General features: G+C 59.8%; 27 protein-coding genes and 1 riboswitch. Of the genes, 17 read left to right on the forward strand and 10 right to left on the reverse strand.

Annotation, left to right across the window (positions count from 1 at the left end; genetic code table 11):
- Nucleotides 1-22 precede the first annotated feature (22 nt).
- Nucleotides 23-135: riboswitch (TPP riboswitch) on the forward strand.
- The 3 genes from thiC (at nt 134) to hisN (ending at nt 3537) form a co-directional block, all read left to right on the forward strand.
- On the forward strand, nt 134-1912 hold the full coding sequence (gene thiC / locus AK829_RS06620; RefSeq protein ID WP_052205151.1) for a phosphomethylpyrimidine synthase ThiC: 1779 nt from the start codon (nt 134-136) through the stop codon (nt 1910-1912). (Overlaps the previous riboswitch by 2 nt.)
- A gap of 19 nt (nt 1913-1931) precedes the next feature.
- Entirely contained in the window at nt 1932-2765 is an 834-nt protein-coding gene (locus AK829_RS06625) for an inositol monophosphatase family protein (protein ID WP_232305672.1), read from the forward strand.
- Nucleotides 2755-3537 (forward strand): histidinol-phosphatase, encoded by a 783-nt coding sequence (hisN, locus tag AK829_RS06630; RefSeq protein WP_052205153.1) that lies wholly within the window; start codon nt 2755-2757, stop codon nt 3535-3537. Before AK829_RS06625 ends, hisN begins: the two co-directional genes overlap by 11 nt.
- 11 nt (nt 3538-3548) lie before the next feature.
- Here hisN and AK829_RS06635 read toward each other — a convergent pair whose 3' ends face one another.
- A complete protein-coding gene (locus tag AK829_RS06635; RefSeq protein WP_052205154.1) occupies nt 3549-4379 on the reverse strand; it encodes a S1 family peptidase in 831 nt (276 codons plus the stop codon).
- A 103-nt stretch (nt 4380-4482) separates the two neighbouring features.
- Between AK829_RS06635 and AK829_RS06640 the strand changes: the two genes are divergently transcribed.
- From AK829_RS06640 to AK829_RS06695, 12 genes are all read left to right on the forward strand, one after another.
- Nucleotides 4483-4956, forward strand: a complete 474-nt coding sequence (locus AK829_RS06640) for a GNAT family N-acetyltransferase (protein WP_232305673.1) — start codon at nt 4483-4485, stop codon at nt 4954-4956.
- Between the two features lie 179 nt (nt 4957-5135).
- Nucleotides 5136-6050, forward strand: coding sequence for a cation diffusion facilitator family transporter (locus AK829_RS06645; RefSeq protein ID WP_052205156.1), 915 nt, complete (start codon nt 5136-5138; stop codon nt 6048-6050).
- A 24-nt stretch (nt 6051-6074) separates the two neighbouring features.
- On the forward strand, nt 6075-7325 hold the full coding sequence (locus AK829_RS06650) for a DUF418 domain-containing protein (RefSeq protein ID WP_052205157.1): 1251 nt from the start codon (nt 6075-6077) through the stop codon (nt 7323-7325).
- A gap of 27 nt (nt 7326-7352) precedes the next feature.
- A complete protein-coding gene (locus AK829_RS06655) occupies nt 7353-8003 on the forward strand; it encodes a thiamine phosphate synthase (RefSeq protein ID WP_052206421.1) in 651 nt (216 codons plus the stop codon).
- A 117-nt stretch (nt 8004-8120) separates the two neighbouring features.
- Nucleotides 8121-9374, forward strand: coding sequence for an ATP-binding protein (locus AK829_RS06660; protein ID WP_083439774.1), 1254 nt, complete (start codon nt 8121-8123; stop codon nt 9372-9374).
- Nucleotides 9375-9423: 49 nt separating this feature from the next.
- Nucleotides 9424-10521 (forward strand): glycine oxidase ThiO, encoded by a 1098-nt coding sequence (gene thiO / locus AK829_RS06665; RefSeq protein WP_052205159.1) that lies wholly within the window; start codon nt 9424-9426, stop codon nt 10519-10521.
- 9 nt (nt 10522-10530) lie between these two features.
- Nucleotides 10531-10740 carry a sulfur carrier protein ThiS gene (gene thiS, locus AK829_RS06670; RefSeq protein ID WP_198147751.1) on the forward strand — a complete coding sequence of 70 codons (210 nt, stop codon included), beginning with the start codon at nt 10531-10533 and terminating at the stop codon, nt 10738-10740.
- Nucleotides 10741-10743: 3 nt separating this feature from the next.
- Nucleotides 10744-11526 carry a thiazole synthase gene (locus AK829_RS06675; RefSeq protein ID WP_052205160.1) on the forward strand — a complete coding sequence of 261 codons (783 nt, stop codon included), beginning with the start codon at nt 10744-10746 and terminating at the stop codon, nt 11524-11526.
- Between the two features lie 116 nt (nt 11527-11642).
- A complete protein-coding gene (locus AK829_RS06680) occupies nt 11643-12641 on the forward strand; it encodes an ABC transporter substrate-binding protein (protein ID WP_052205161.1) in 999 nt (332 codons plus the stop codon).
- A 19-nt stretch (nt 12642-12660) separates the two neighbouring features.
- A complete protein-coding gene (locus AK829_RS06685; protein WP_052205162.1) occupies nt 12661-13623 on the forward strand; it encodes a FecCD family ABC transporter permease in 963 nt (320 codons plus the stop codon).
- Complete coding sequence (locus AK829_RS06690; RefSeq protein WP_052205163.1) at nt 13620-14387, forward strand: ABC transporter ATP-binding protein; 768 nt, start codon at nt 13620-13622, stop codon at nt 14385-14387. The genes AK829_RS06685 and AK829_RS06690 overlap by 4 nt, the downstream gene beginning before the upstream one ends.
- Nucleotides 14388-14398: 11 nt before the next feature.
- On the forward strand, nt 14399-14689 hold the full coding sequence (locus AK829_RS06695) for an ArsR/SmtB family transcription factor (protein WP_052205164.1): 291 nt from the start codon (nt 14399-14401) through the stop codon (nt 14687-14689).
- Nucleotides 14690-14713: 24 nt separating this feature from the next.
- On the opposite strand, the gene AK829_RS06700 is transcribed toward AK829_RS06695, so the two are convergent.
- From AK829_RS06700 to AK829_RS06735, 8 genes are all read right to left on the reverse strand, one after another.
- Nucleotides 14714-15580, reverse strand: coding sequence for an urease accessory protein UreD (locus tag AK829_RS06700; protein ID WP_052205165.1), 867 nt, complete (start codon nt 15578-15580; stop codon nt 14714-14716).
- A gap of 1 nt (nt 15581) precedes the next feature.
- Nucleotides 15582-16196 carry an urease accessory protein UreG gene (ureG, locus tag AK829_RS06705; RefSeq protein WP_052205166.1) on the reverse strand — a complete coding sequence of 205 codons (615 nt, stop codon included), beginning with the start codon at nt 16194-16196 and terminating at the stop codon, nt 15582-15584.
- Nucleotides 16197-16217: 21 nt separating this feature from the next.
- Entirely contained in the window at nt 16218-16937 is a 720-nt protein-coding gene (locus AK829_RS06710) for an urease accessory protein UreF (RefSeq protein ID WP_052205167.1), read from the reverse strand.
- Nucleotides 16918-17385, reverse strand: coding sequence for an urease accessory protein UreE (locus AK829_RS06715; protein WP_052205168.1), 468 nt, complete (start codon nt 17383-17385; stop codon nt 16918-16920). Before AK829_RS06715 ends, AK829_RS06710 begins: the two co-directional genes overlap by 20 nt.
- A gap of 78 nt (nt 17386-17463) precedes the next feature.
- Nucleotides 17464-19176 carry an urease subunit alpha gene (ureC, locus tag AK829_RS06720; RefSeq protein WP_052205169.1) on the reverse strand — a complete coding sequence of 571 codons (1713 nt, stop codon included), beginning with the start codon at nt 19174-19176 and terminating at the stop codon, nt 17464-17466.
- A gap of 33 nt (nt 19177-19209) precedes the next feature.
- Complete coding sequence (locus AK829_RS06725) at nt 19210-19521, reverse strand: urease subunit beta (RefSeq protein WP_052205170.1); 312 nt, start codon at nt 19519-19521, stop codon at nt 19210-19212.
- 14 nt (nt 19522-19535) lie between these two features.
- Nucleotides 19536-19838, reverse strand: a complete 303-nt coding sequence (locus AK829_RS06730) for an urease subunit gamma (protein ID WP_052205171.1) — start codon at nt 19836-19838, stop codon at nt 19536-19538.
- A 61-nt stretch (nt 19839-19899) separates the two neighbouring features.
- Entirely contained in the window at nt 19900-21063 is a 1164-nt protein-coding gene (locus AK829_RS06735) for a DMT family transporter (RefSeq protein WP_052205172.1), read from the reverse strand.
- 362 nt (nt 21064-21425) lie between these two features.
- On the opposite strand from AK829_RS06735, the gene AK829_RS06740 reads away from it, so the two are divergent.
- Both AK829_RS06740 and AK829_RS06745 read left to right on the forward strand, forming a co-directional pair.
- Nucleotides 21426-22559, forward strand: coding sequence for a ThiF family adenylyltransferase (locus AK829_RS06740; RefSeq protein WP_083439908.1), 1134 nt, complete (start codon nt 21426-21428; stop codon nt 22557-22559).
- Nucleotides 22560-22564: 5 nt separating this feature from the next.
- On the forward strand, nt 22565-22999 hold the full coding sequence (locus AK829_RS06745) for a hypothetical protein (RefSeq protein WP_070496114.1): 435 nt from the start codon (nt 22565-22567) through the stop codon (nt 22997-22999).
- Between the two features lie 5 nt (nt 23000-23004).
- On the opposite strand, the gene AK829_RS06750 is transcribed toward AK829_RS06745, so the two are convergent.
- Nucleotides 23005-26250 carry a type I restriction endonuclease subunit R gene (locus tag AK829_RS06750; RefSeq protein WP_052205175.1) on the reverse strand — a complete coding sequence of 1082 codons (3246 nt, stop codon included), beginning with the start codon at nt 26248-26250 and terminating at the stop codon, nt 23005-23007.
- Nucleotides 26251-26256: the final 6 nt, after the last annotated feature.

Consider the following 26256-nt stretch of genomic DNA (forward strand, 5'->3'; position numbering starts at 1 on the left):
CATGGTGGCCGCTACACTGTTTCGTGCCCAACACGGGCGCCCAAGGCTTAAGGGCTGAGATCGTGCTAATGCCGCACGAGCACCGTTTGAACCTGTCTGGTTAGCACCAGCGAAGGAAGTAGAAGGAGCGGCAATGGCCGACATTTACGCGCAAGAAATCCACCCGAAGCACAGCTACGCCCCCATTATCCAGGACGGGCTTGAGGTGCCGGAGACCGCGATCCAGCTTGATGACTCCCCCACCGGGCCGAATGAGCCGTTCCGCGTCTACCGCACCCGCGGCCCCTACGCCGAGCCGGAGGTTGGCCTGCCGGGGCTTCGCTCCGACTGGATCACCGGTCGCGGCGATGTGGAAGTAATTGAGGGCCGCAGGCGCAACCTGCTTGACGACGGTACACGTGCCGCCAAACGCGGCGCCGCCTCCGAGGAGTGGCGTGGAGCAACCCGCCCGGTGCTGCGCGCCAAGGAAGGCAAGCGCGTCACCCAGATGCACTACGCACGCCAGGGCATCATCACGGAAGAGATGAAGTTTGTCGCCCTGCGTGAGCACTGCGATCCGGAGAAAGTGCGCGTGGCGGTGGCAAGTGGCCGCGCGATCATTCCGAACAACGTGAACCACCCAGAGAGCGAGCCAATGATCATTGGCAACCAGTTCCTGACCAAGATCAATGCGAACATTGGTAACTCTGCGGTGACCTCCTCTATCCGTGAGGAGGTGGACAAGCTGCGCTGGGCTACCCGCTGGGGTGCGGATACGGTGATGGATTTGTCCACGGGCAATGACATTCACACCACCCGCGAGTGGATTCTGCGCAACTCGCCGGTGCCGATTGGCACGGTGCCGATCTACCAGGCGCTGGAGAAGGTCAACGGTATTGCGGAGGATCTGACGTGGGAGATTTTCCGCGACACGGTTATTGAGCAGGCGGAGCAGGGTGTGGACTACATGACGGTGCACGCTGGCGTGCGCCTGCCGTTTGTGCCGCTGACGGCGAACCGCGTGACCGGCATCGTGTCGCGTGGCGGCTCGATCATGGCTGGCTGGTGTTTGGCGCACCACAAGGAGAGCTTCCTGTATGAGAACTTCGACGAGCTGTGCGAGATTTTCGCGCAGTACGATGTTGCCTTCTCGCTTGGCGACGGCCTGCGGCCAGGCTCCGTCGCCGACGCCAACGACCCAGCGCAGTTTGCAGAGCTGAAGACCATCGGTGAGCTGTGCAAGCGCGCCTGGGAGTATGACGTGCAGGTGATGATTGAGGGCCCGGGTCACGTGCCGCTGAACATGATCCAGGTCAACAACGAGAAGGAAGAGCAGTGGTGCGGTGGCGCGCCGTTCTACACGCTTGGGCCCCTGGTGACGGATATTGCGCCTGGGTATGACCACATTACGTCTGCAATCGGCGCGGCCCACATTGCTATGGGTGGCACGGCGATGCTGTGCTACGTCACCCCGAAGGAGCACCTGGGCTTGCCAAACAAGGACGATGTGAAGACGGGCGTGATCACCTACAAGCTCGCCGCCCACGCGGCCGACGTGGCCAAGGGGCATCCGGGTGCGCGCGACTGGGACGACGCGATGAGTAAGGCGCGTTTTGAGTTCCGTTGGCACGACCAGTTCGCACTGTCCCTGGATCCAGACACCGCCCAGTCTTTCCACGATGAGACGCTGCCGGCAGAGCCCGCGAAGACGGCGCACTTCTGCTCCATGTGTGGCCCAAAGTTCTGCTCCATGCGTATTAGCCAGGACATTCGTGATGAGTTTGGGGACCGCCTGGCGGACCTTGGCATTCCGGAGATTCCGGCAGATGTGGCTGCCGTGAGCGCAAACGACGCGATTGCTGGTGAACAGGAGATGGCTGAGGAGTTCCGTGAGCAGGGCTCCCAGGTCTACTTGAAGGAGCAGTCGCAGTAACTGGGGTATGAATGGGTGCGTGACTTCCGCACCCATTTCTACTGCAGCTTTTATTGACGCTCACCGTAATGACGATGACGCACAGCTGGCCGCAGCGCTTGTAGCGCATGCTGGCCAGCTTGCGCTTTCTATGCGTGATGGTGGTTTGGACACGCTTTCCACGCAGCGCAAGACGTCAGTCTCCGATGTGGTGACTGAGGCAGACCACGCCGCGGAGAACTTCGTGGCAGAGATGCTCGACGCGCTGCGCCCCGCCGACGGTGTGCTGGGGGAAGAAGGCCACGCCCGCGCCTCAGAAACCGGGCGTACCTGGGTGATCGACCCGGTTGACGGGACGTATAACTTTGCGCAGGGTTCGGATTACTTCTGCTCTGCGTTGGCGGTGGCCGAGGGCGATCCGGCTGATGGCAAAGCGTCAATTGGTGCGGTGCACCGCCCGGCGACGAATACGACGTGGCTCGCTGCCAATGGTCAGGCGTGGTGTGATGGGGAGCGGTTGGGGGTGTTGGGTGGGGCGCACCTAAGCGAACAAGCCCTGGTGACCTACCTGCATCCGACCTTTATGGGTGATGAGGCGATTGTGGGCGCGTGGATGCGTGCGGTCAAAGATGCGGCGACGATCCGGATGATGGGTGCGGGCAGCGTGGACCTGGCCAACATCGCTACCGGTCGCATGGGTGGCTGGCTGCAGCATTCGGTGCCGGATTGGGATTGGCTGCCGGGCAAGGCGCTGATTGAGGCAGTTGGCGGGGTGGCCACAAAGGTTGATGCGGGCGGGGTGACGTGGTGCGTGGCCGGAAATCCGCTCCTGGTTGAGCAGGTGGCGAGTAGGCTTGTCGGGCATGCAGCGTAACCACGATCTGAAACTCGCCCTCGAACTCGCCGACCTGGCAGATGACATCACTTCTTCCCGGTTTGATGCCGCTGACCTGCACGTTGAGTCCAAGCCGGACCTAACACCGGTCTCTGATGCGGACCTGGCTACGGAAAAGGAGCTGCGCGAGCACCTCGCGGAAAAGCGCCCGGATGATGCGGTGCTGGGCGAGGAATTTGGTGGTGACGCCGTGTTTGCCGGCCGTCAGTGGGTGATCGACCCGATTGATGGCACGAAGAACTTCGTGCGCGGCGTGCCTGTGTGGGCAACGTTGATTGCCCTGCTTGAAGACGGCGAACCGGTAGTCGCAGTTGTCTCCTCCCCTGCCCTGTCGCGCCGTTGGTATGCGGCGAAGGGCGAGGGTGCGTGGCGCGAGTTTGGTGACGGCAAGGCAACCCCGATGCGCGTGTCTTCCGTGGCCAAGTTGGAGGACGCTTCTGTGTCGTTTTCCTCGCTCACCGGCTGGCGTGACCGCGGCCTGCGTAAGCAGTTCATCGAGCTGACGGACGCTGCGTGGCGTCTGCGCGGGTTTGGTGATTTCTTCTCCTACTGCCTGGTGGCAGAGGGCTCGGTAGACATTGCGTGTGAGCCGGAGGTCTCGCTGTGGGACCTCGCACCTTTGGCGCTGTTGGTTACTGAGGCCGGTGGCCGTTTCACCTCATTGGCGGGTGTTGACGGCCCGCATGGTGGCGATGCGGTTGCCACCAACGGGCTGCTGCACGACGAGGTGCTTGGCCGCCTGCGCGGTTAAGTGCCTGACAGTTAAGGCAGGCGGAAGCCACCGGGGACGGTGGGCAGTAAGGCGTCTGCACGCGCGGAGCCCGTCGGCGCATGCAGCGGGCCCTGCAGCGGGGTGTGGCAGGCCAGCGCGAACGGCTGCGGGAACATGCCGCCGTTGATAATGCCCACGAGGCGGTCGCCAGTGTAGAGCGGGCCGCCGGAGTCGCCCTGCATTGCGCAAACCTGGTTGATGTTCATAACGCCCCCGTCTTGCCAGGTCATGCTGCAGGTCACGCCGGAAGCGACACCCTTCTTACACACGGTCTGCCCGGTAGGCACGGGTGCGGCGCCCAAGTGGTTGATGGTCAGTCCGTCATAGCTGCGGGAGACCTCGGTGTTGGGGTGCAGCTGGATTACGGCGTAGTCCAGGTTGCGGTCCACGGCGATCACGCGGCCGGTCTGGCCAAGGGCGCGGGCATCCGCGTTGACCACCGGGTCGCCCACGTTGCCTGCGCAGTGGCCGGCGGTCAAGGCGATCTTTTCGCCAGCGTCGTTGTAGCCGGCAACTGCAACGGTGCAGATCATGTCGTTCGGGGCGTGCCCCACGTAGATCGGGGTGCCGGGCCCGTACAGGGCGTTGCCGCGGGCCTGGGCCTGGGTGGCTTCGGCTGGGATACGCGGGGCGTCGTGGAACGAGGTGGGTACGCGGTGCAGCACGCGATCTGCGTTGAGCTTGCCGGCAAGTGCCTTGGACATGAGGTCTGTGCGCCAGACGTAATTAGGGTCAGCTGGCTGCGCACTCGCGGCTGGCGCGAGCAAAGCAGTGGCAGAGATAACGGCTGCGGCGGCGACAGCGGCGATGCGTCGGAACATGCGGACCCCTTTTATGTGTCTTGTATGCGTCAGGCAGGAAATCACAAACGTAACTTCAGTTAACACAAACACCTTACGTCACAGCGGTGTTAGGATCACCCCCGTGACACACCCTGCGCTGCATCCTGCAATGACGTTCAAAACCCTCGACCAGATGAGCTCACGAGAGGCCTTCGACCTATTTCGCCTCCGCGTGGACGTGTTTGTGGCCGAGCAGGACTGTCCCTTCAATGAGCTTGATGACATTGACGCAGCCGAGGACACCTTCCACGTCCTCGCCTACGACAACGCAGGCAGGCTCGCCGGCTGCGCGCGCGTCTACCCCGAGGTTGCAGACGGCAAACCCCGTGCGCGCTTTGGCCGTTTCGTGGTCGCCCCGTTCGCGCGCGGCACCGGAATTGGCCCCGAGATTGTCCGCAAGGCGATAGCGTTCACCACCCGCTGGCCAGGCGACGTTGTCATTGAGGCGCAGAGCGGACTTGTCGGCTACTACAACCGCTTCGGCCTCAAAGAGGAGGGTGAGGAGTTTTTGGACGGCACGATCCCCCACATCGTCATGAGGCTGGAACGCCCCTAACCCCAGTGGTATGATTTTTGAAGTTTCATAAAGGTTTGAAGGGGAGTAGCTCACCAACAACTCGCTCGACATACTGGTTCTCCACGTAGAGCCCGGGCGGTTGGCCTTACACGCTTTACAGGACATGCTTTACAGGCGAGCGAGACCTTCGGTTGTTTATTGCACCGAGAGGATTTCCTATGTCTGCCCATCCCTGTGAAGAACAGCGCATGCTTGAGCGCTTCATGTGGATCTCTATCACCGCTTCCCTGTTTGTTATCGCACTGAAGGCCTATGCCGCCTACGTCACGGGCTCAGTTGGTTTCCTTTCGGACGCGCTGGAATCTTTGGCCAACGTCGCCGCCGCCATGGTTGGCCTCTGGGCGCTGAAGCTGTCCGCCAAGCCTGCGGATAAGAACCACAATTTCGGCCACGCCAAGGCCGAATACTTCGCCGCCCAGGTAGAGGGCAGTCTGATTCTGGTGGCGTCGGTGGCCATTATCTACACGGCCGTGCAGCGCCTGATCAACCCACAGCCGGTGGAGCAGCTTGGCATTGGTTTGCTGTTTTCCGTAGTGGCCACGCTGATCAACCTGGGTGTGGGCGCGATGCTGGTGCGTGCCGGCCGCAGGCACCGCTCCAGCACCCTGGTTGCCGACGGGAAGCATTTGCTTACAGACGTCTGGACCACCGTCGGCGTCATCGTCGGCATGGCCCTGGTGTGGATGACTGGATGGCAGGTACTCGACCCGATTGTGGCCATCCTGGTTGGTGCCAACATCCTCTACACCGGCTACAAGCTTCTGCGCGAGGCCATCCAGGGTCTGCTTTCAGAGACCCTGCCAGAGGAAGAAGTGGCGACGGCGCAGGAGTTCTTGGACAACTACGCCAAAGATAATGGTGTCGCATTTACGTCGCTTCGCACCACTGCGTATGGACGCCAACGTCTGATCAACGTTGTCATGCAGGTCCCCGGCGGCTGGACGGTGTCCCACTCCCATGAGCACGCCGACAATGTTGAGGAGGGCCTCGCTGCAGCCCTGGGTAGTGCGGAAACCATCGTGCATATTGAGCCGCTGGGGATTAAAACCACCACCGGGCCGATCACGGCGTAGGGCATCAGTGATACGTTCGGTGCCGTGAACAATGCGCCAGCGCCGAACCAAGCAACCACTCCCCGACTCTTAGTCCCAGACCTTGCGCGTGGCCTTGCCCTCATGGGCATTGCCATGGCCAATGCGGTGCAGACGTGGATGATCAATGACATTGACGCGCTGGACCAGCCGGGTTCCACCCTTGGCGGTGTGCGCCCAGACAGCACGCTCGACCAGATTGCTGCAATCCTCTCGGCAGTGTTTTTGCACGTACGCGGGCTGCCAATGTTCTCCACACTGCTGGGCTTTGGCATTGGCCTTGTCGCGGCAAGTGCGTGGCGTAAGGGCTATCCGGCTGCTGATGCGCGCTTGATGCTGGTACGCAGATACGGGTTCCTTGCCCTGTTTGGCATCGTGCACATGCTGTTAGTGTTCCACGGGGACATCATGTTGTATTACGGCCTGATGGGCATGCTGGTGGCCACCATGTTCACGGCAAGTAACAAAGCACTGCGTATCACCGCTTACTCAGTGCTCCTGGTCGGCGCCGCGTTCGGTACTGCTATCGCCGTGGCGGTGTACAGCGTCCAGGCGCCGATCGGCGCGATGGAGCAGACAGCCACCCCTGAGATGACCAGTCTGGGCGTCTACTTCAGCGAAAACCTCTTGGGCGGACTGGGGATGTTGATCAACGCCCCGTTTGCGGTGTTCCAGCTGGGCGGGCTGGTGTTGCTGGGCTACGTGTGGGCGCGGGAGGGATACCTGATCAACGTGGAGCAACACAAACGTGTGCTGGTCAGGTGGACGATCCTGGGTGCGGTGGTCGCGATTGCCATCGGCATCCCGTGGGGTCTCAGCGCTGCAGGCTTCATCGACCCGCAGCTTGAACAGCCTCTCTTTATACTCAACCTCGCCTGGGGACTGTTCACCGGCCCGGCAATCCTGGCAGCACTCGCTCTTGCCACCAACGGTGTGCAGCAGCGCATCAACGCCACCGGCCAGACACCGGCGTGGGCGCGCCCCTTCATCGCGTTGGGCAAGCGCTCGATGTCCGGCTACTTGGCGCAATCGTTCCTGTTCATTGCGCTGGTGATGCCGTTTGGGCTGGGGTGGGGCCTGGAGGCGTCGATAAGCGGGAAGCTCCTTGTGGGCTTTGTGGTGTGGTTGATCACCCTGCTGCTTGCAATGGTGATGGAGCGTGCGGGTGTGCCGGGGCCGTTTGAGCAGCTGCATCGCCGCGCAAGCTACGGCAAGACGAAGCGGCTGGAGCCGTACACCCCGCCGCTGCCGCAGTAGGCTTTGGGCATGGCTGATACCACCCCGATGAACCCCCGTAACCTGGACCTGCGCTGTTACTTTGTCACCGGCCAGGGCCCCGATGTGGTCGAGCGCGCCGTTGAGGCGGCCCACGGCGGCGCCGGCGTGATCCAGGTGCGCTCCAAACCGATTTCCGCGCGTGAGCTCTACTCCCTGTCGTCCGCGATTGCCGCCAAGCTTCCGCCCGAGAGCATTGTGCTTATCGACGACCGCGTGGACATCGCCCTCGCCCTTCAATCCCAAGGCGTCCACGGTGTGCATCTGGGCCAGGACGATCTGGACCCGCGCGAGGCGCGCCGCCTGCTCGGGCCTGATGCCGTAATCGGCCTGACCACCGGGACCCTTGAGCTGGTCAGGGCCGCAAATGACCTTGAGGGCGTGATTGATTACATCGGCTGCGGCCCATTCCGCGACACCCCTACTAAGCACTCCGGCCGCGAACCTATCGGCTTGGAGGGCTACCCGGCGCTGGTGGAGGCGTCCCGGCTGCCCATGGTTGCCATTGGGGACGTCACGGTGGATGACGCGTACGCACTGGCCGGAACCGGTGTGGATGGCGTGGCCATTGTCCGCGGCATCATGCACGCCGATAATCCCCGTGCCTACTGCGAGCGGGTGGTCGCGGAGTTCGACCGCGGCCGCGGCGCGCTCGCCTAGCTACAGGTTCAGCTCGACAATCCTGTCACGTTCAGCTCGACAATCCTGTCACGTTCAGCTCGACAATCCTGTCACGTTTAGCTCGACAATCCTGTCAAGTTCAGGTATTTTCGCAGTATGAGAGCTTATCGGCCGCGGATTCTTGATTCAGTTTTGGAGCAGTATCTCAAGGCTTCATCAGCGGTGAATATCACTGGTGCAAGGGCAACTGGGAAGACAACTACCGCTCTCCAGTCAGCTAATTCCTCAATCCAGTTGGACGGGCAGCGACCGGAGATAATTGAAGCCGCATCGCTAAACCCATCGGCAGTCCTTGAAGGCGATGCGCCACGTTTGATCGATGAGTGGCAGCTGGCACCAGATCTCTGGGGCGCGGTCCGTCGGGCTGTGGATGCGGACCCAACGCCGGGTCGTTTTCTACTTTCGGGATCAGCATGGCCAGATGACACAGCTCTGCGCCATTCCGGGGCAGGAAGAATCATTGACCTTCCAATGCGCCCGATGACCCTATATGAGTCGGGCGACTCAACGGGAAGCTTTTCCCTTTCCCGCGTGTTCCAAGGTGAAGCTCCTGTACAGGGGCAGCAGCTCAGCCCCCATTCAATTGATGACGTCTGCGCATTGATCACCCGAGGCGGTTGGCCGGCATGGGTGGACAGGGAGGCTGACCAGGTCGAACTCCTTGTTGAGGGATACATGGACACGTTGGCGCAGCGCGATTTTCCTTTCGTGGGTGGGCCGCGCCGATCGCCTCAGCGCCTTCTCCATTTTCTTCGGGCCTATGCTTCACTCACCGCCCACCCAGCTCCGCTGAGCACAGTGCAAGAGCGTCTGGGGGAAGACGGCGTGGAGGTTGGTGAACGGTTTGGGTACCAGTTCCATGAGTTTGCAAGCCGGATGCATCTCATTGAAGACCAGCCGCCATGGGCACCGGCACGCAGGTCTAAAACCCGGCTGAGCGCTACACCTAAACGCCACCTCGTGGACCCTTCGCTTGCCGCATCTGCGCTGGGTGCTTCACATAGCGCTTTAGCTATCGACCCACGCACTCTTGGATTCCTTTTTGAATCTCTCGTCTTGCGTGACCTGCGGGTGTACAGCCAACCGTTGCGCGGCACGGCCTTCCATTTCAGGAACAAGGATGGCACTGCCGAAATGGATATTGTGCTTGAGCTTCGCGACGGTCGCTGGGTCGGAGTCGAAGTGAAACTGTCACCACAGGCCGCTAAGGAAGCCGCCCCACGTTTACGCGAAGTCGCCGACACCATCGGAAGGCCTCCCGAGGGACTGCTGATTGTCACGCCAACAGGTACGGTCGCGGAAGTTGGTGAGCGCACCTGGCTCGTGCCCATCGGACTGCTCGGACCTTAGAGAACAACTGATCCCTCCCCCATCATCCACACGGCGTACGGTAATTCCCATGGAGAACATGAACGTCGCCGTTATCGGTGGGGGCATCATCGGCTTGACTTCTGCGCTGACACTGGCGGATCGGGGTCATAGGGTCACGGTGTTTGATCCGGCGCCGGTGTCTGGTGCGTCGTGGCATGCGGGTGGCATGTTGGCGCCTACGGCGGAGGTTGTGTACAAGCAGGAGCCGCTGTTTCCACTGATGAACGCTGCCGCCAAGTGGTACCCGGAGCTGATCCAGTTGGTGAACAAGTACAGCGATCTACCCACCGGGTATCGCACGGACGGCACGTTGGTGGTGGCGCGGGATCGTGCGGATAACACGCACTTGGAGGAGCTTTCGGTCTACCAGGCCTTGCACGGCATGGAGGTTAACCGGCTGACTACCCGTGAGGCGCGCAAGCGCGAGCCAGCGCTGTCGCCTGCCTTGGCGGGTGCGGTGGAGATCATCGGGGATCACCAGGTGCAGCCGCGCCTGTTTGCAAAAGCCTTGTTGGATGCGTGCGTGAACACGGGCGTGACAATTGTTCAGGAGGCGGTTACCAACGTCGATGACGCCAACGACCTTGACGCAGATCAGGTGCTGATCGCCGCAGGCCTTGGCGCGGCGGAGATTACCGGCTGGTTTACAGGTGTAAACCCGCTTGAGCTGCGGCCTGTCTACGGCGACATCTTGCACGTGCGCGTGCCCAAGCACCAGTTCCCGCTGCTGGATCACGTGGTGCGTGGCTTTGTGGAGGATCGTCCGATTTATCTCATTCCGCGGGGTGATGGCACGTTGACCATCGGCGCCACCACGCGTGAGGACGGCCGCGCAGAACCCCAGGTCCAGGGCGTCTACCAGCTGCTGCGTGATGCAATTGAGGTCTGCCCGGCGCTAGAGGAATGCGACTTTCTTGAGGCGGACGCGGGTGCGCGCCCGGGCTCACCGGATGACCTGCCGTATTTGGGCAGAGTCAACGAGCGTGTCACGGTGTCGACTGGGTATTTCCGCCACGGCATCTTGCTGGCCGGCATGGCGGCGCGTTGCGGGGCCGATCTGGTGGAACAAAAGGCACCTGCAATATCGTTGGAAGCGTGTGACCCCTGGCGTCATCAACGGGCTTAGGAGGTAGCCATGGCCATTACTCTCACAGTGAATGATGAATCCCGCACGACAGAAGCGGCGTCGATTGAGCAGCTGGTGCACGAGGTCCTCGGCGAGGTGCCGGAGGCTGGCACGGCGGTAGCGCTCGATGGTGATGTGGTTCCCCGCTCGGCGTGGGGCACTACCAAGCTTGCGAGCGGCGCACGTGTAGACATCCTCACCGCAGTCCAGGGAGGCTAGGCGTTGCTTTCAATTGCAGATAGGCAGTTCAACTCGCACCTGATCATGGGTACGGGTGGGGCGAGCTCGATGGACATGCTGGAAAAGGCGCTGGTGGCGTCAGGCACGGAGCTGACTACGGTGGCGATGCGCAGGTACGCCAAAGCCCCAACCAGCGGCGAGAGTGTCTTTGACATGCTGCAGCGGCTGGGCATCGCGCCGTTGCCGAATACGGCGGGCTGCCGCACGGCGCGTGACGCGGTGATTACGGCGAAGCTTGCGCGTGAGGCGCTGGGCACGAACTGGGTCAAGCTTGAGGTGATCGCGGATGATCGCACGCTTCTGCCCGACGTGGTTGAAACCGTCGATGCCTGCGAGATGCTGGTGGCCGAAGGTTTTACGGTGCTTGCCTACACCTCTGATGATCCGGTTGCGGCGAAGCGTCTGGAGGATCTGGGTGCGGCGGCGGTCATGCCGCTTGGCTCCCCCATCGGCACTGGTCTGGGCATTTTGAACCCGCACAACATTGAGCTGATTTGTTCGCGTGCTGAGGTGCCCGTGCTTATCGACGCTGGCGTGGGCACCGCCTCCGACGCCTCCCTTGCCATGGAGCTGGGTTGCTCCGGGGTGCTATTAGCTAGTGCCGTGAACCGTTGCCAGGATCCGGTGGCGATGGCTGAGGCGATGCGTCTTGCTGTGGACGCTGGCCGTCTGGCGCGCGACGCCGGACGGATTCCGAAGCGGGAGCACGCGGTGGCATCCTCAAGCTTTGATGGCTTGGCTAGCTGGGCAGATCAGGTGCTGTAGCTAGGTGCTGTAGCTAGCCCCTTTTAGGGCCAGCGTGAAGAAAAACTTGTCAAGGCGTGCCAGACGTAGGACACTTCATTCAAACACTAGATTGACCGTTTGAAGGAAGGTTCATCATGCGTCGCCTACTTCCCATTTCTCTCATCTCCGCACTAGCGCTAGCTGGCTGCGCAGGCGGCGAGACTGACACCACCACCAGCACTGACACCAGCGCTTCTACCAGCGCCGAAGCTAGCGCCAACCAGATTGATAACTGCGGCGTCATGATTGATGCCGCTCCGACAGTTGAGCGCGCGGTCGCGCTTGAGCAGGGCTCTTCCGACACCCTGCTGCTTTTGGGCGCTGCGGACCAAATCGCTGGCGTTGGCCACCAGAAGGACAACCCGCCGGAGGGCTACGAGACCCCGAAGATCATCGCGCCTAGCATCCCTACCGCTGAGCAGATCCGCGCGGTGGACCCGGACTTTGTCTACTCCCCGTTCCGTTTGGTGTGGACAGCAGACTCTGCGGGCACCCGTGAGGAGTGGCAGAAGCTGGGTGTTCGCACCTACCAGTCCAACGTGGAGTGCCAGGACCACGGTGAGAACAAGGGCAAGACCACCTTTGAGCTGATTGAGCGTGACATTACGGAGCTCGGCCAGCTCTTCGCCCACGAGGACGTCGCGGCTGACCTGATCCAGAAGCTTCGCGACACCAAGGCGGGTGCCGCCCAGGCACCGGACGGCACGACCTTTGCCATGGTGTACTCCACTATCGGTGGCGCGCCGTACGTGGCTGGCGGCCCGTCCATTGTCACGGAGATGGGTGACTCGGTGAACATGGTCAACGTGTTCGGTGATGTGAAGGAAGAGTGGCCGCAGATTTCCTGGGAGGCTTTGGCGGAAGCTGACCCGGACGTGCTCATCTTGGGCGATCTGCCAACTCGTGGTGAGCCGGGCGATACCTGGGAGGAGAAGGTTGGGGCGCTGAAGGCAACGCCGGGTGTCAGCAGCATGCGTGCGGTGCAGGAGGAGCGTTTCATTGTGATCAACGGTGTGACCACCTCCCCATCGGCGCGCTCCTACCAGGGCTTGCAGCAGATCTCTGACGCCATTGCAAACGGCATCACAGAGTAAGCAGTAAGAACCGAAAAGCGTGAAGAAGTCCATCGCCTTCGGGCTGTTATCACTGCTAGCGCTTGCGGCGGCGATTGTCATTTCGCTGCCGCTTGGCTCTAGCGGTATCTCCGTGTTTGACCTGGATAGCATGTCGCCGGTGCAGCGTTCCATCCTGACGGAGTTGCGTCTGCCGCGTGTGCTTATGGCTGCGTGCGTGGGTGCAATCCTGGCGGTGTGTGGTGTGGCCATGCAGGCCATTACGCACAACGACCTAGCTGAGCCGTACCTGCTTGGTATTTCCTCGGGTGCGTCTACTGGCGCTGTCATTGCCATCATGTTCTCCACGTGGCAGTGGGGCATTGTGGTTGGCGCTGCGGTTGGTGGCTTGACGTCGTTCTTGCTGCTGATGGCGCTGCTTCGCCATACACGTGCTGATGCCACTCGCGTGGTGCTTACCGGTGTGCTGGTGGGCTTTTTGTTCCAGTCCTTGACGTCGCTGGTGGTCACCGCCTCCGGTAACGCGGAGTCCACCCGCGGCATCATGTTTTGGCTGCTTGGTGTCCTCTCGGCGGCGCGCTGGAACACGCTGATCGTGGTGGCCATCGCTGGTGCGGTTGGACTGGTGGTGCTGTGGTTGCTCTCGCGCCACTTGGATGCGCTGACGCTTGGCGACGCTACGGCCCACACCATGGGCGTCCCCGTCGTCGCCGTGCGATACACGGTGCTCATTGTCGTTTCGCTTCTCACCGCTGCGACTGTGGCCGCGGTTGGTGCAATCGGTTTCGTCGGCTTGATCGTGCCCCACGCAGTGCGCATGGTGCAGGGGCCGTTGCATGCTCGTTTGATTCCGGTAGCGGCAATCGTTGGCGCGCTGTTTATGGTGATCGCTGACGCGATTGCACGTGTGCTGTTCGCGCCGCAGGAGCTGCCAGTTGGCGTGATTACGGCGCTGATTGGTGTGCCGGTGTTCTTCATCATTTTGAGGAGGATCAACCGATGATTGACATCAAGGTTCAAGCCCAGGTGCAGTCATTCCGCCTTGATGTGGAGACCTCGATTCCCACCCCGGGCATCATCGGCATCGTCGGCCCGAATGGCTCGGGCAAGTCCACCCTGCTGCGTGCCATGGCGGGAGTCAGTGACGCCAAGGGCAGCATTCTTTACGACGGCACACCGCTCACCTCCATGTCCCGCGCCGAGCGCGTACACACCGTGGCCTACGTGGCGCAAAGCCACGGAACCCTGCCGGACCTGACAGTCCAGCAGCTGGTGGAGATGGGCCAAAGCGCCGCCTACGGCCTATTTGGACGTGGCAGCGGCGGAGATGAGGCCATCGTTGAAGAGGCACTGATCCACTCCGACCTGGTGGGGTTGAAAGATCGCTCCCTGCGTGCACTTTCTGGCGGGCAAGTGCAACGCGCAATGACGGCACGAGCACTGGCGCAAAACGCGAAGTTTTTGCTGCTCGATGAGCCAACCAACCACCTGGACCTGCATCACCAGTACCGGCTGATGAACATGCTGGATCACGTGGGCAGAAACCACGGCACCACAATGGTGTTGGCGCTGCATGACCTAGTCTTGGCGGCACGTTTCTGCGACACGGTGCTGGTGATGGAGCACGGCCACGTTGCGGGGCTTGGGGATCCGAGTGAGACGTTGACGCCGGAGTTGTTGCGGGAAACGTTTGGCGTTGATGCGTGGTTACGCAAGGCGGATGGTGAACATTCCCTGATTGTCCACGGGCCGGTGATTAACCGCTAGGCTTGAGCCCTATGCGGTATCACGAGACTTGGGCAGAGGTGTTCAAAACCTTAGGTGACACCACGCGGCTGAGGCTTTTAGACGCTATGCATACGGCAGGCGAAAACAAGCTGACCGTAACTGACCTGGCCAACGCGACTGGCACGCGGGTAGCTACAGCATCCGCGTCATTGCGTGCGATGGAAAAGATGGGCACGGTGCGCTCAATCCGGGAAGGCCGCAGCATCTTCTACGGTCTTGCAGATGAGCGCATTCACCGCCTCCTCCACTGGGCCGCGGATTACGCGGATCCAGAGGAGTAACCCCCTACTCACGCAGTACGTGGTTTAGTACTGGCGCAGGTGCACCTTGCCCTGGCCACGCAGGGTGGAGCGAACCACATGCGCTGCGCGAAGCACCACTTCCATGAGGTGCTCGGTGCGGTCAGCCACACCACGCAGCACAAACCCAGGCACATCCGTTGGGGTGACGGATGCCTGTACTCCCTCAACCTCACTGATGGCGTCACGGACCTGCACAATCAGGTCCTCATCCATCTGCGGGTCGAAGCAGATGGCGGTGGCGAAGTGGGTGTTTTCTCCCAGGAACGTTGGAGAAGCAATCTCCTCGTGCTCTTCCAGCGGCTGGATGCGCATATTGTCCACCAAGGCAAGTGTGTCCCCTACCCGCACTGTTGAGCGCAGGTGCGCCTGGCGGTAGCGGAACATCTCCTTATCAGGCGACCAGCCTGGGGTGACAATGTCTGAAAGAAACACGTGGGCTTCAGGATCCACCTCAACCGTCATGTGCTGACGAAAATCCGCGTCACGGTACAGGATCAGCTGATCCGGAATGTACTCCAGCACAGCACCCGCACCTACCTTGAAGTGCAGGTTCTGGCTCACATACGAACCCGGGGTGCGGTACACCTTGGTTGCGGACTGGTCAGTCAGCAGCACCGAGGCACCATCATCCACGCTGACGGCGATGTCGTAGGAGTCTCCTCCCACGTATCCCCCGCCGGGGTTGACGGTGATGTAGTAGACCTGCCCACTGTCATCCAGGTAGTGCGGGCGGATGATCTTCAGCGCACCGTCGTGGTACTGCTTGGTGGCCACGGAACGGCCAGCGCGAACAGCAATCCCCAGATCAAGGGTGCCGGTGAAATCCGTGCCGGGAGCTTTGTTGAAGCGTTCTGGCGAAATGGACCACATACTAGCCCTTGATGTCCTGCATCAGGACGTCACGGCGGATCCACTGCAGTACTTCATCCAGGCCCTCATCAGTCTTGAGGTTGGTCAGCACAAACGGCTTATCCCCACGGAACTGCTTCGAATCATCAGCCATGACCTGCAGGTTGGCGCCAACGTACGGAGCCAGGTCCGTCTTGTTAATCACAAACAGGTCAGACTTGATCATGCCCTGGCCCGCCTTGCGCGGGATCTTCTCGCCCTGGGCTACGTCAATGATGTAGATGGAGAAATCCACCAGCTCCGGGGAGAAGGTAGCGGACAGGTTGTCGCCGCCGGACTCCACGAACACCAGCTCCAGGTCCGGGTGGCGCTCAATAAGCTCCTCGTAGGCGGCCTCGTTCATCGAGGTGTCCTCACGAATCGCGGTGTGCGGGCAGCCACCGGTCTCAACACCGATAATGCGGTCCTTCGGCAAAATGCCTTCGCGCGCAAGGATCTTCGCATCCTCGGTGGTGTAAATGTCATTGGTAATAGCGGCCATGGAAACCTCACCGTCGAGCGCACGGGTGATGCGCTCAATCAGCTGGGTCTTGCCGGAGCCAACCGGCCCGCCGATGCCAACCTTGATAGTGGTCATAATGTTTCAATTCCTTTCGTTTTAAGACATGAACATGCGCGAGCGCATGTACTGATGTTCCATCTGCGCGATCTCAAGCCGCGGGAAGGACACACCGAGATCAGCCACGTCGTGTGCCAGAGTCTCCTCCGCAAACTTCGGCAGATACTCGTACACATCAATCAGGATCCGCTGTCCAGCGTCTTGGCCGAGCGGGATGGCACGGATGGCGTTTTGCGTCATCGAGTTAGCCATCTGCATCAAGTATGCCGATACCGCGGTGTGTTCATCCACCCCGGCGGCGCCCAACACCAGACCAGCGGCAATGCCGGGGTTGCCAAAGAACTCGCGCTTGCGCAGGCCGGCGTCGTAGGCGTCAACCAGCGCATTGTCAGCGTCCATAATCTTGGCAACCTTGGCCATACGCTTGCCCATTGCCTGCATGGATGCACGCAGCTCCTGCGGGGTCTGCGTTGCGTGGCAAATCTCATCCAACTCACGCAGCGCAACGATTGCCTGCTCCTGCTCCAGGTTGGCAGCTTGCAAGCGCACCGCCAAAAGCACCGCCAGGGCTTCACCGTAGGTGGCCTGGTGTAGGTAGCCAACCAGCCAGCGCAGGTAGCTCTCTGGGTCATGAACCTCATCACGCTGGATGTAGGTCTCTAACCCTGCGGAGTGTGCGAACGCGCCTGTAGGGAGAGCGGAATCGGTGATGTGCCACACCACCAGATTCGCACGCGCGTTAGTGGGTGTGTTCTGCATGACGGAAAGCCTTCGGCATCACGTAGTCACCGCGGTGGTAGTCCACGGACATGTGATCCAGGTGGTGTTCAACCGTGTGGTCATAGCGCACAACCATTACCTCAGCGTTGAACTGGCTGTCCTTGCCAAAGAACTGCGCCTGCAGGTGGCGGTTACCCAAGGAGTGAGCCACTTCCAGCGCCTCTTCAATGGTCTTCGGAGCGATCACCAGCACGTCCAGCGGAGCCATCTCTGCGATGACGTAGCCGTTTTCGGTTTCAGCCAGGATGTCGCCATCTTCCAGCTCACGCACGGACTTATCCAGCTGCAAGCCCATCTCCACCCCACCGGCGGTGGTGACGCGCTGGATGCGCTTGAGTCGGCTTTCATTGTCAAACACCACCCGGTCTGCAACACGGGCGCCTTCGCCCGCGTCCCGAATGTTGCCACGAAGTTCGGTGACAATCATTGTGCTCTCCTTCATAAATAGCGAGAGCGGAGTGGCCAAGGCCTCTCCGCTTTCAGGGTTTGAATGACGTGCTACTGACTAGAACAGGAAGTAGCGCTGCGCCATCGGTAGAACCTCGGCCGGCTCAGAGGTGATCTCCTTGCCGTCCACGGACAGAACGTAGGTCTCCGGGTCCACCTTAATGTCTGGCGTGGCGTCATTGTGCTTCATGTCCTTCTTGGAGATGTTGCGCATGTTCTTCGCCTCGACAAACTTGCGGCCAATGTTCAGGGTGTCCGGTACGCCGGCCTCGATCGCAACCGTCGGTAAGAAGGTAACCGAGGTGCGTGCAGCAGCGTGGCCGTATGCGCCGAACATGTTGCGCATGGTGCGCGGCTGCGGGGTCGGGATCGATGCGTTGGAGTCACCCATCAGGGCACGAACGATGAAACCGCTCTTGAGTACCAGGTACGGCTTGACACCGAAGTATGCCGGCTCCCAGATAACCAGGTCAGCAATCTTGCCTTCCTCAACGGAACCAACAGCATGGCCAATACCAGCGGCAATCGCCGGGTTGATGGTGTACTTGGCAACGTAGCGCTTGATGCGGTTGTTGTCGTTGTCCTGGGTATCACCCTCCAGCGGACCGAACTGCTCCTTCATGCGGTGAGCAACCTGCCAGGTGCGCAGTACAACCTCACCGACGCGGCCCATTGCCTGGGAGTCAGAAGAGGTGATGGACAGTGCGCCCATGTCGTGCAGGACGTCCTCAGCTGCGATGGTCTCGCGGCGGATGCGGGAGTCAGCGAATGCCACGTCCTCCGGCAGGTCCGGGTTGAGGTGGTGGCACACCATGATCATGTCAAGGTGCTCATCCAGGGTGTTCACCGTGTACGGCAGGGTCGGGTTGGTCGACGCCGGCAGCACGTTCGGCAGGCCAGCTGCCTCGATGATGTCCGGTGCGTGGCCGCCGCCAGCACCCTCGGTGTGGAAGGTGTGGATTACGCGGTCACCGATTGCAGCCAGGGTGTTGTCCACAAAGCCGCCCTCGTTCAGGGTGTCGGTGTGGATTGCAATCTGAATGTCCAGCTCATCCGCAACGGTCAGTGCGGTGTCGATGGAGTTAGCGGTTGCACCCCAGTCCTCGTGGATCTTCAGGCCGATTGCACCAGCGCGGATCTGCTCACGCAGCGGGTTCGCGTCAGATGCGTGGCCCTTGCCCAGGAAGCCAACGTTGACCGGGAAGTCACGGGTTGCCTCGATCATGCGGGTGATGTTGGCCGCACCGGAGGTCACCGTGGTTGCGTTGGAGGACTCAGCCGGGCCAACGCCGCCACCGACCAGGGTGGTGGTGCCGTTGTCCAGAGCAACCTCTGCCTGCTCAGGGGAAATGTAGTGAATGTGGGTATCCACAGCACCAGCGGTCACAATACGACCCTGGCCTGCAATAACCTCGGTGCCAACGCCAACGACAATGTCAATGTCGTCCTGCACGTCCGGGTTACCGGCAGCACCGATCTTGGCAATCTTGCCATCCTTGATTGCAATGTCAGCAACGTAAATACCGGTGTAGTCAATCACGGTCGCGCCGGTGATAACAACGTCCGGAATCTGCTCGTCGCCCATCGTGCGGCTGTTCTGGCCCATGCCGTCACGGATAACCTTGCCGCCACCGAAGGTGACCTCGTCGCCGTAGTGGGTCAGGTCCTTCTCAACGCGTGCCACGAGGTCGGTATCGGCCAGGCGAAGACCATCGCCGGTAGTCGGGCCGTAGAGCTCAGCGTACTGTCGACGCTCCATCTCAAATGCCATTGTCTAATGCCTTTCTTGTAGAGACTGGGTGGACTAGTCGAGCTTGCCGTTGACCTTGCTGTTGAAGCCGTACACCTCACGGCTTCCACCAAAGTCAATCAGGTTGACGGTGCGGCTATCGCCGGGCTCAAGGCGCACAGCGGTGCCAGCAGGGATGTCGAGGCGCTTGCCTTTTGCAGCTTCGCGGTCAAACTCCAGGGAGGCGTTTGCCTCAGCGAAGTGGAAGTGGGAGCCGACCTGCACGGGGCGATCCCCTCGGTTGGTTACCTCAAGGGTCAGAGCCTCGCGGCCCTCATTAATGGTCAGCGGGCCATTGTCAGAAATGAAGTACTCGCCAGGAATCATATTTGTCACTCCTCTTAGCGGATCGGGTTGTGGACGGTAACAAGCTTGGTGCCGTCAGGGAAAGTTGCCTCAACCTGAACGTCAGAGATCATCTCGGGCACGCCCTCCATGACGTCTTCGCGGCTGAGAACCTCAACACCCTCACTCATCAGCTGCGCCACGGTCTTGCCGTCACGAGCGCCCTCAAGCAAGAAGTCCGAAATAAGTGCTACGGCCTCTGGGTGGTTGAGCTTCAGGCCACGCTCCTTGCGGCGGCGAGCCACGTCAGCGGCGACCACAATGAGAAGCTTTTCCTGTTCACGCTTAGTCAGATGCATTGACTGCTCCTTATGGTTATGGGCCCCGCGGGAAGTGTTCCCGCTTAGGGCCTTGGATTAGTTACAGCTTTTTCGGATTCTCCGGAACTTCCTCCGGTGAGTGGCCAGGTGCTAGCCCCTCCCTTTGTAGTTGTTCCGAGAGAGTTTCGTCGGGGTTCTCCTCATCTGGCTTCTTCTTTCTGCCAAGTATGAGGGCAAACAGGCCGTTTTGGTAGGCCACCGTTGCCAGAATCATCAGGACACCGATGATCTGCAGCATGGACGGAATTTCACCGAACAGCGGCGCTGCAATGATGACGGAGGTAACCGGGGACAGCAGCAGGATGCCAGCAGACAGCGTCGGGTCGAGCCAGACGGAGCCGTACTGGACCATGGTCCATGCGAGTGCCTGACCGAAGACTGCCAGGGTGATCAGTGCGATCCAGTTGCCAGCGGTTAGCGGGTCACCCAGGGTGGTCTCCGGGTTCACCGACGGCAGGACGCCGTCAACCAGCACACCGTGGGTGAAGTCGAAGCCGCCACGCGGAGAGAAGGTGAATGCCACCAGAACCGGGGCGATCATCTGGGTGATAGCCGTGTACATCATCGGCTGGACGTAGAGGTCCTTGCGTGCCGAGGTGCCCGCCTTGCGGGAGAAGTACAGGTAGAAGGAGTAGCAAATACCGGAGGTCAGGCCGAACGCGGTACCCAGAACTGCGGTCTTCACACCGTAGATGGTTTCCGGGCCGGTTGCCTCAGCAGAGCCTTCAAACACGCCACCGGTCAGCAACACACCAACAGCCATGATTGGCACAAGCACGAGGAACACTGGCGGAATCTTGTACTTATCAAAGATTGCCGCAAGCATCGGCACAATGATGACCTGCAGGTTCAGAAGAACCGCTGCCACACCAGCGCCAATGTAGAAGATGGAGTAGTTCCACGCAGTGAAGTCAATACCCAGGAACACGCCAGAGACCAGCGAGAGAATGACGGCCTGCTTGCTCAGCTTCTCCTTCTTCTTCATCTCCCAAATAGCAAAGGGCAGAAGAATCAGGAAACCAATAAAGACACGGAGGAAGGCCTGGGTGGCCGGGTCCATATTCGCTGCCTTCACCTGCAGCGGTGTCGCCGCAAGGAAAGCTGTACCCAACGCCAGGACAGCAAGAGCGCTGCCGTGTGAAACGGGCTTGACTGGGGAGGCTGTGGCCACGCCAGCTGCGCTGTTAGGAGAAGTAGTTGACATGCCTTTCACACTAGGGCAGAAAAAGTACCCGTGACGCGCGAAATTTGCCACACTGCATAATATGCACGAATTTAAATCAAATGGGTTCTAAATCCCAAGTTGAAAGGTATAATCTATAAACTGATTCATAATCCTTATCCCCCGTTTAGGGGGTGCCTCACTTCGACTGCCGACACAAACATAATGGCCAGGGCGTTAGATAATCTCATTACAGGCACAAAACTATCCAAATTGATAGATTCAATTATCTAATTGATCAACCGTCCGGTTGACCGTCCAGAGTTCAAAGGTTTGCCCTTCCAACTAAAACGTCATCGAAGCACAACCAAAGCGCAATTGACAGAGGCCGTACATTGGTGCAGGTGAGCAATACACCCGATTTCCAGCTAACACTCCCCCGCGAGGAACTTGAGCGCACCGCCAGGCAGATGAACCTGCCCGGTTTTGGCCCCGAGCAACAGCAGCGCCTGCACAACGCGCACGTGCTGGTCATCGGCGCCGGCGGGCTTGGCTGCCCAATTATGCAAACACTTGCGGCCACTGGCGTTGGCAACATCACGATGTATGACGATGACACGGTTGCTCTTTCCAACATCCACCGCCAGATCCTGTTTGACGCCGATGATGTGGGCAAGGCGAAGGTGGAGGTTGCCGCGAAGCGCATTCAAGCAATCCAGCCCCACATCACCGTGCATGCAAACAAGGAGCGACTGACGGAGGACAACTTCATCCAGGCGCTTGAGGGCATTGATCTGCTTATCGACGGCTCCGATACCTTCCAAACCAAATTCCTCGCCGCCGACGCCGCAGAGATCACCGGTACCCCGCTGATGTGGGGGTCCGTGCTGCGCTACCGCGGCGATGTTGCCTTGTGGTGGTCTGGCCCCGGCGCGCCAGATGATGGTGTGGGCATGCGGGACCTCTACCCCGCCCAGCCCGATGCGGATAGCGTGCCGGATTGCGCGACCGCGGGTGTGCTTGGCGTGACCACGAGTGTGGTTGGCGGGCTTATGGCAACGGAGGCGGTGAAGTTCCTCACCGGTCTCGCCCCGGTGCCCCCGGGGCGGCTGCACATGTACGACGCGTTGAGCGCCACCATCCGCCAGTTCAACGTTTCTCGCGACCCGGCGCGTGCACTCGTTGAGGGCTTCGGGGTTTACGACGCTTCGTGTGCCCTTCCCAGCAACGACGGCCAGGAGCTGCTGGACCTGTTGGACCGCGGCGAGGCGGTGGCGTTGGATGTGCGTGAGCCACACGAGAAGGTGCTTAGCGATATTGCGCATCCCGGCCAGAACCTCCCCATGAGCCAGGTGGCGCAGGACAGTAATGCGGCGGAGGAAGTCTTTGCTTCGCTGCCTCCTGGCGAGGTCATCGTCTACTGCGCATCGGGCAAACGCTCAACAAATTTTGTTGAGCAATACGCAGGTCAAGCGTCCAAATACGGGCTGCAGCTGCATTCTTTACCTGGCGGGGCTCACCGCTGGGCTTTACCCTAAATGTTATGCGTATCACACCAGTGTTCACGGCAGCCGTTGCCGCTGCCACCCTTGTAGGCGCTCTTGCACCGTCCGCAGCAGCCACTGGCAGCCGAGGCTTTGCCAACGCGGATGGCTCGGTGCGTTGTGAGCTCACCCAGTTCGACTCCACCCACGAAACCCTCTGCGTGTCCCAGCGTGCACGCGAATCCCAGCCGGAATGCAACCCGCCGCAGCAGCTGATTCCGGCGATTGCCATCCAGGACCGCTTTGTGGGCAAGAAGTGCTGGAACCAGGGCTTTGGCCAGGAGCCGGAGCGCCTGCAGCCGTTCCAGATCCGCTCCTACGGGCAGGCAACCGTAATCCCGGGCCTTTCCGGCACGCTGTACGTGCTCGACATTGCCCGCCTGGCACTCATCCAGGCCGGCGCGCAGAACCAGGTGCTATTTGGGGCCCGTTAACTCCCCTACATCATCTTGAAGCGCTCCACGAAGTCAGCCAGTTTCTTGCCCACGCGGGCACGGACCTCATCATGGTTGGCTTGCCGTCCAAACCTTGAGGTAGCAGGCAGAAGCTTCGTCATCGCGGTACCGGAGGTAGGCACCACGCCTGTCTGCAGTGCTTCCTCCACGAACGCGTAGGTGAGCTCAGGCTTGAGCTTCTCAGCCTTGATCAGTTCATTGAGCTCCTGATCACGACGCACTGCCACAAACTGTTCCCAACGCTCATCGGTATCGCCCGATGTGTTCGCACCATCTTCAGAGTCCATGAAGTCCTCAAAGAGGTCCTTCTTGCCACGCAACGTCGGGGAGGAATCGAGGCTGCGCCCGATAATTGCACGGGTTTCTTCCGCACCAGCTTCGTCGCCCTCTCCCTGCTTCGCACGGAAGTCATCAACCAACATGACGATGTAGTCCACGTTGATCTCAACCTGCTTGACCAGCTCAATCTCAAAAACCAGCTGATCATCTTCCGGCTCTTCAACGCCAGAGCCATCGACCACGCGCTCGGCATCACGCTTGGCCTTGAACTCATCGTGCAGGTCCAGGTACATCGACTTGTAGTCTTGTGACTCACGCTCGGTGATGAGCTGCTTGTCCTTGAACTCATCAAAGGAGGTCAGAATGTTCTCCAGTTTGAGAATCTCACCATAGAGTTTCACAAACCCAACTTGAGCCTTCTCAGATGCAATCAGCTCACCCGCTGGGTAGAACTCCTTCAAGTCCTCCACCTTGCGCTGGTACTCGCGGTAGAAATCCTTAAACGGTGCAAGGATTGCTACCTGCGCTGCATTGTCGGCGTTACCGAAGAGCTCCAGCGCCTCGTTCGTGTTCTCATCCAAGTCGCGGAAGCAGACGATGTTGCCGTAGGTCTTCACCGAGTTGAGGATGCGGTTTGTGCGTGAGTACGCCTGAATCAGACCGTGCATGCGCAGGTTCTTGTCCACGAACAAGGTATTGAGCGTGGTCGCGTCAAACCCGGTCAGGAGCATGTTCACCACAATGACAAGGTCTACCTCGCGGTTCTTAATCCGCTGGGAAAGATCCTTGTAGTAGTTCTCAAAGGATTCGGGATCATACGCGTCATAGTTGGTCGCGAACATCTCGTTGTAATCCGCAACCGCGCCCGCCAAAAACTCCAGGTTATCCACGGAGAGCTTGGTGGTATCGAAGTCTTCATCCTCAATGATGTCCACGTCACTGTTCGGATTTGATTGGGAGGAGAAGATCGTTGCCACCTTCAACCGCTGAGCCGGTGGCAGGTTTTCTTGTTGCCGAGCAAACTCCTCGTAATAGGTCCGCGCAGCCGGAATCGAGTCGGTGGCGAACAGCGCGTTGAACCCGCGCACGGTCTTGTCCGCCTTCGTGGCTTCAGATGCGCCACGTTTGCGGACTGACTGCTCCACGTTGGTCACAATCTTGTGGATATAGATCTGGCCCAGATCACGCTTCGTTTTCTGGTCGAAGTGCTCCAAAATGTAGCTGGTAATCGCTTCCACGCGTCCCGGCGCGAGCAACTCCGCCATCCGCTGCTCAATCGTGGAATGCGGATCCGGATCCACGGGTGCAAGCTCGTTGTACTCCACACGGAACGGCAAGACGTTCTTATCCCGGATAGCGTCCACAATCGTGTACGAGTGGAGCAAATCCCCGAAGGCTTGCGCGGTTGTCTGCAGATTCGGGTTGGAGCCAACCTTGTTCTGTTCAAAGATTGGCGTGCCGGTAAAGCCAAAGAAATTCGCTTTCTTGAACTTCTTTTTAATCGCCGTGTGCATGCTGCCGAACTGGGAGCGGTGGCACTCATCGAAGATGAACACCACGTGTTTGTTGTAGATCTCGCGCTTATCGTTACCGGCAATAAAATGGCTCATTTTTTGGATCGTGGTGATCACGATCTTTGAGTCCGCACGGGAAATATCAATCCCTTTTGTGGAGAGCTTCTCGCGCTCGCGCTGCTCAATCTCAGCCATCAACTCCTCAGGCGTGGAGAGCTGCTGGGTGAGAATGCGCGTGGACGTATTCGAGTTCGCTGCGCCTTTTTCAAAGCGGTCGTACTCACGGATTGTCTGATAATCCAGATCCTTGCGGTCCACTACAAAGATCACCTTGTCCACTGACTCCATCTCGGTTGCGAGCTGGGCAGTCTTGAACGAGGTCAGCGTCTTGCCTGAACCGGTGGTGTGCCAAATGTAGCCACCCGCATTGATTGTCCCAAGCTGCTTATTCAGAACAGATCGTTCGATGCGGTTGAGAATGCGCTCAGCTGCCGCGATCTGGTACGGACGCATGACCAGCAACAACTCATCAACGGTGAAAATGCAGTACTTCGTCAGCACTGACAGCAGTGTGTGCTTAGACATGAACGTCTTTGCAAACGCGATCAGATCCATGATCGGCTTATTGCTTGCATCCGCCCACCAGGACGTGAACTCAAATGAGTTGGAGGTCTTCCTCTTGTTCCGCCGTGGGTTAGCCTTGCCCGCTACTTCCTTCACGTGGAGATCACGGGTGGTGTTGGAGTAGTACTTGGTCTGCGTGCCGTTGGAGATGATGAACAGTTGGACGTATTGGAAGAGTCCTTCATCAGCCCAGAAGGAGTCTCGCTGATAGCGGTCGATCTGGTTGAACGCTTCGCGGATAGCAACGCCCCGGCGCTTCAGCTCAACATGCACCAGCGGAAGGCCGTTTACCAGCACGGTCACGTCATAGCGGTTCGACCGGTTGCCTTTGTCGCTTCCCTTCGTGGCGTACTGGTTAATCACCTGCAGGGAGTTCCGGTAGATGTTCGTTTTGTCGATCAGCCGGATGTTTTTGGTCGTGCCGTCCTCTCGGATCAGGTTCTTCTCATGGTCAACTTGCATCGTACGGGTCTTTTCCACGATGCCAGCCGATGGATTTGCTATCTCTGCTCGGTAGAAACTGTCCCACTCCGAATCGGTGAAGCTGTACTCGTTGAGCTCTTCCAGCTTCTGACGAAGATTGTCACGCATTGCCTCGGCAGTACGAATATCAGCATGCTCATAAGCCTGGTTGGTGAGCTGGTTGATAAAGGCATCTTCAAGATCAGCCTCGGACTGGTACCCCGTGGCACTCTTCCCATCAGCTGCGTAGCTAGCGATGACCGTTGACGTGTCCGTCACAGCAACAGGATCGAAGTATTCGTGTTGCGGACGAGACGAAAAGGAGCGAGACGGGTTAGAAAACTGTGCCATTTTCAG

It is taken from the genome of Corynebacterium riegelii (assembly GCF_001263755.1).
GTDB lineage: Bacteria > Actinomycetota > Actinomycetes > Mycobacteriales > Mycobacteriaceae > Corynebacterium > Corynebacterium riegelii.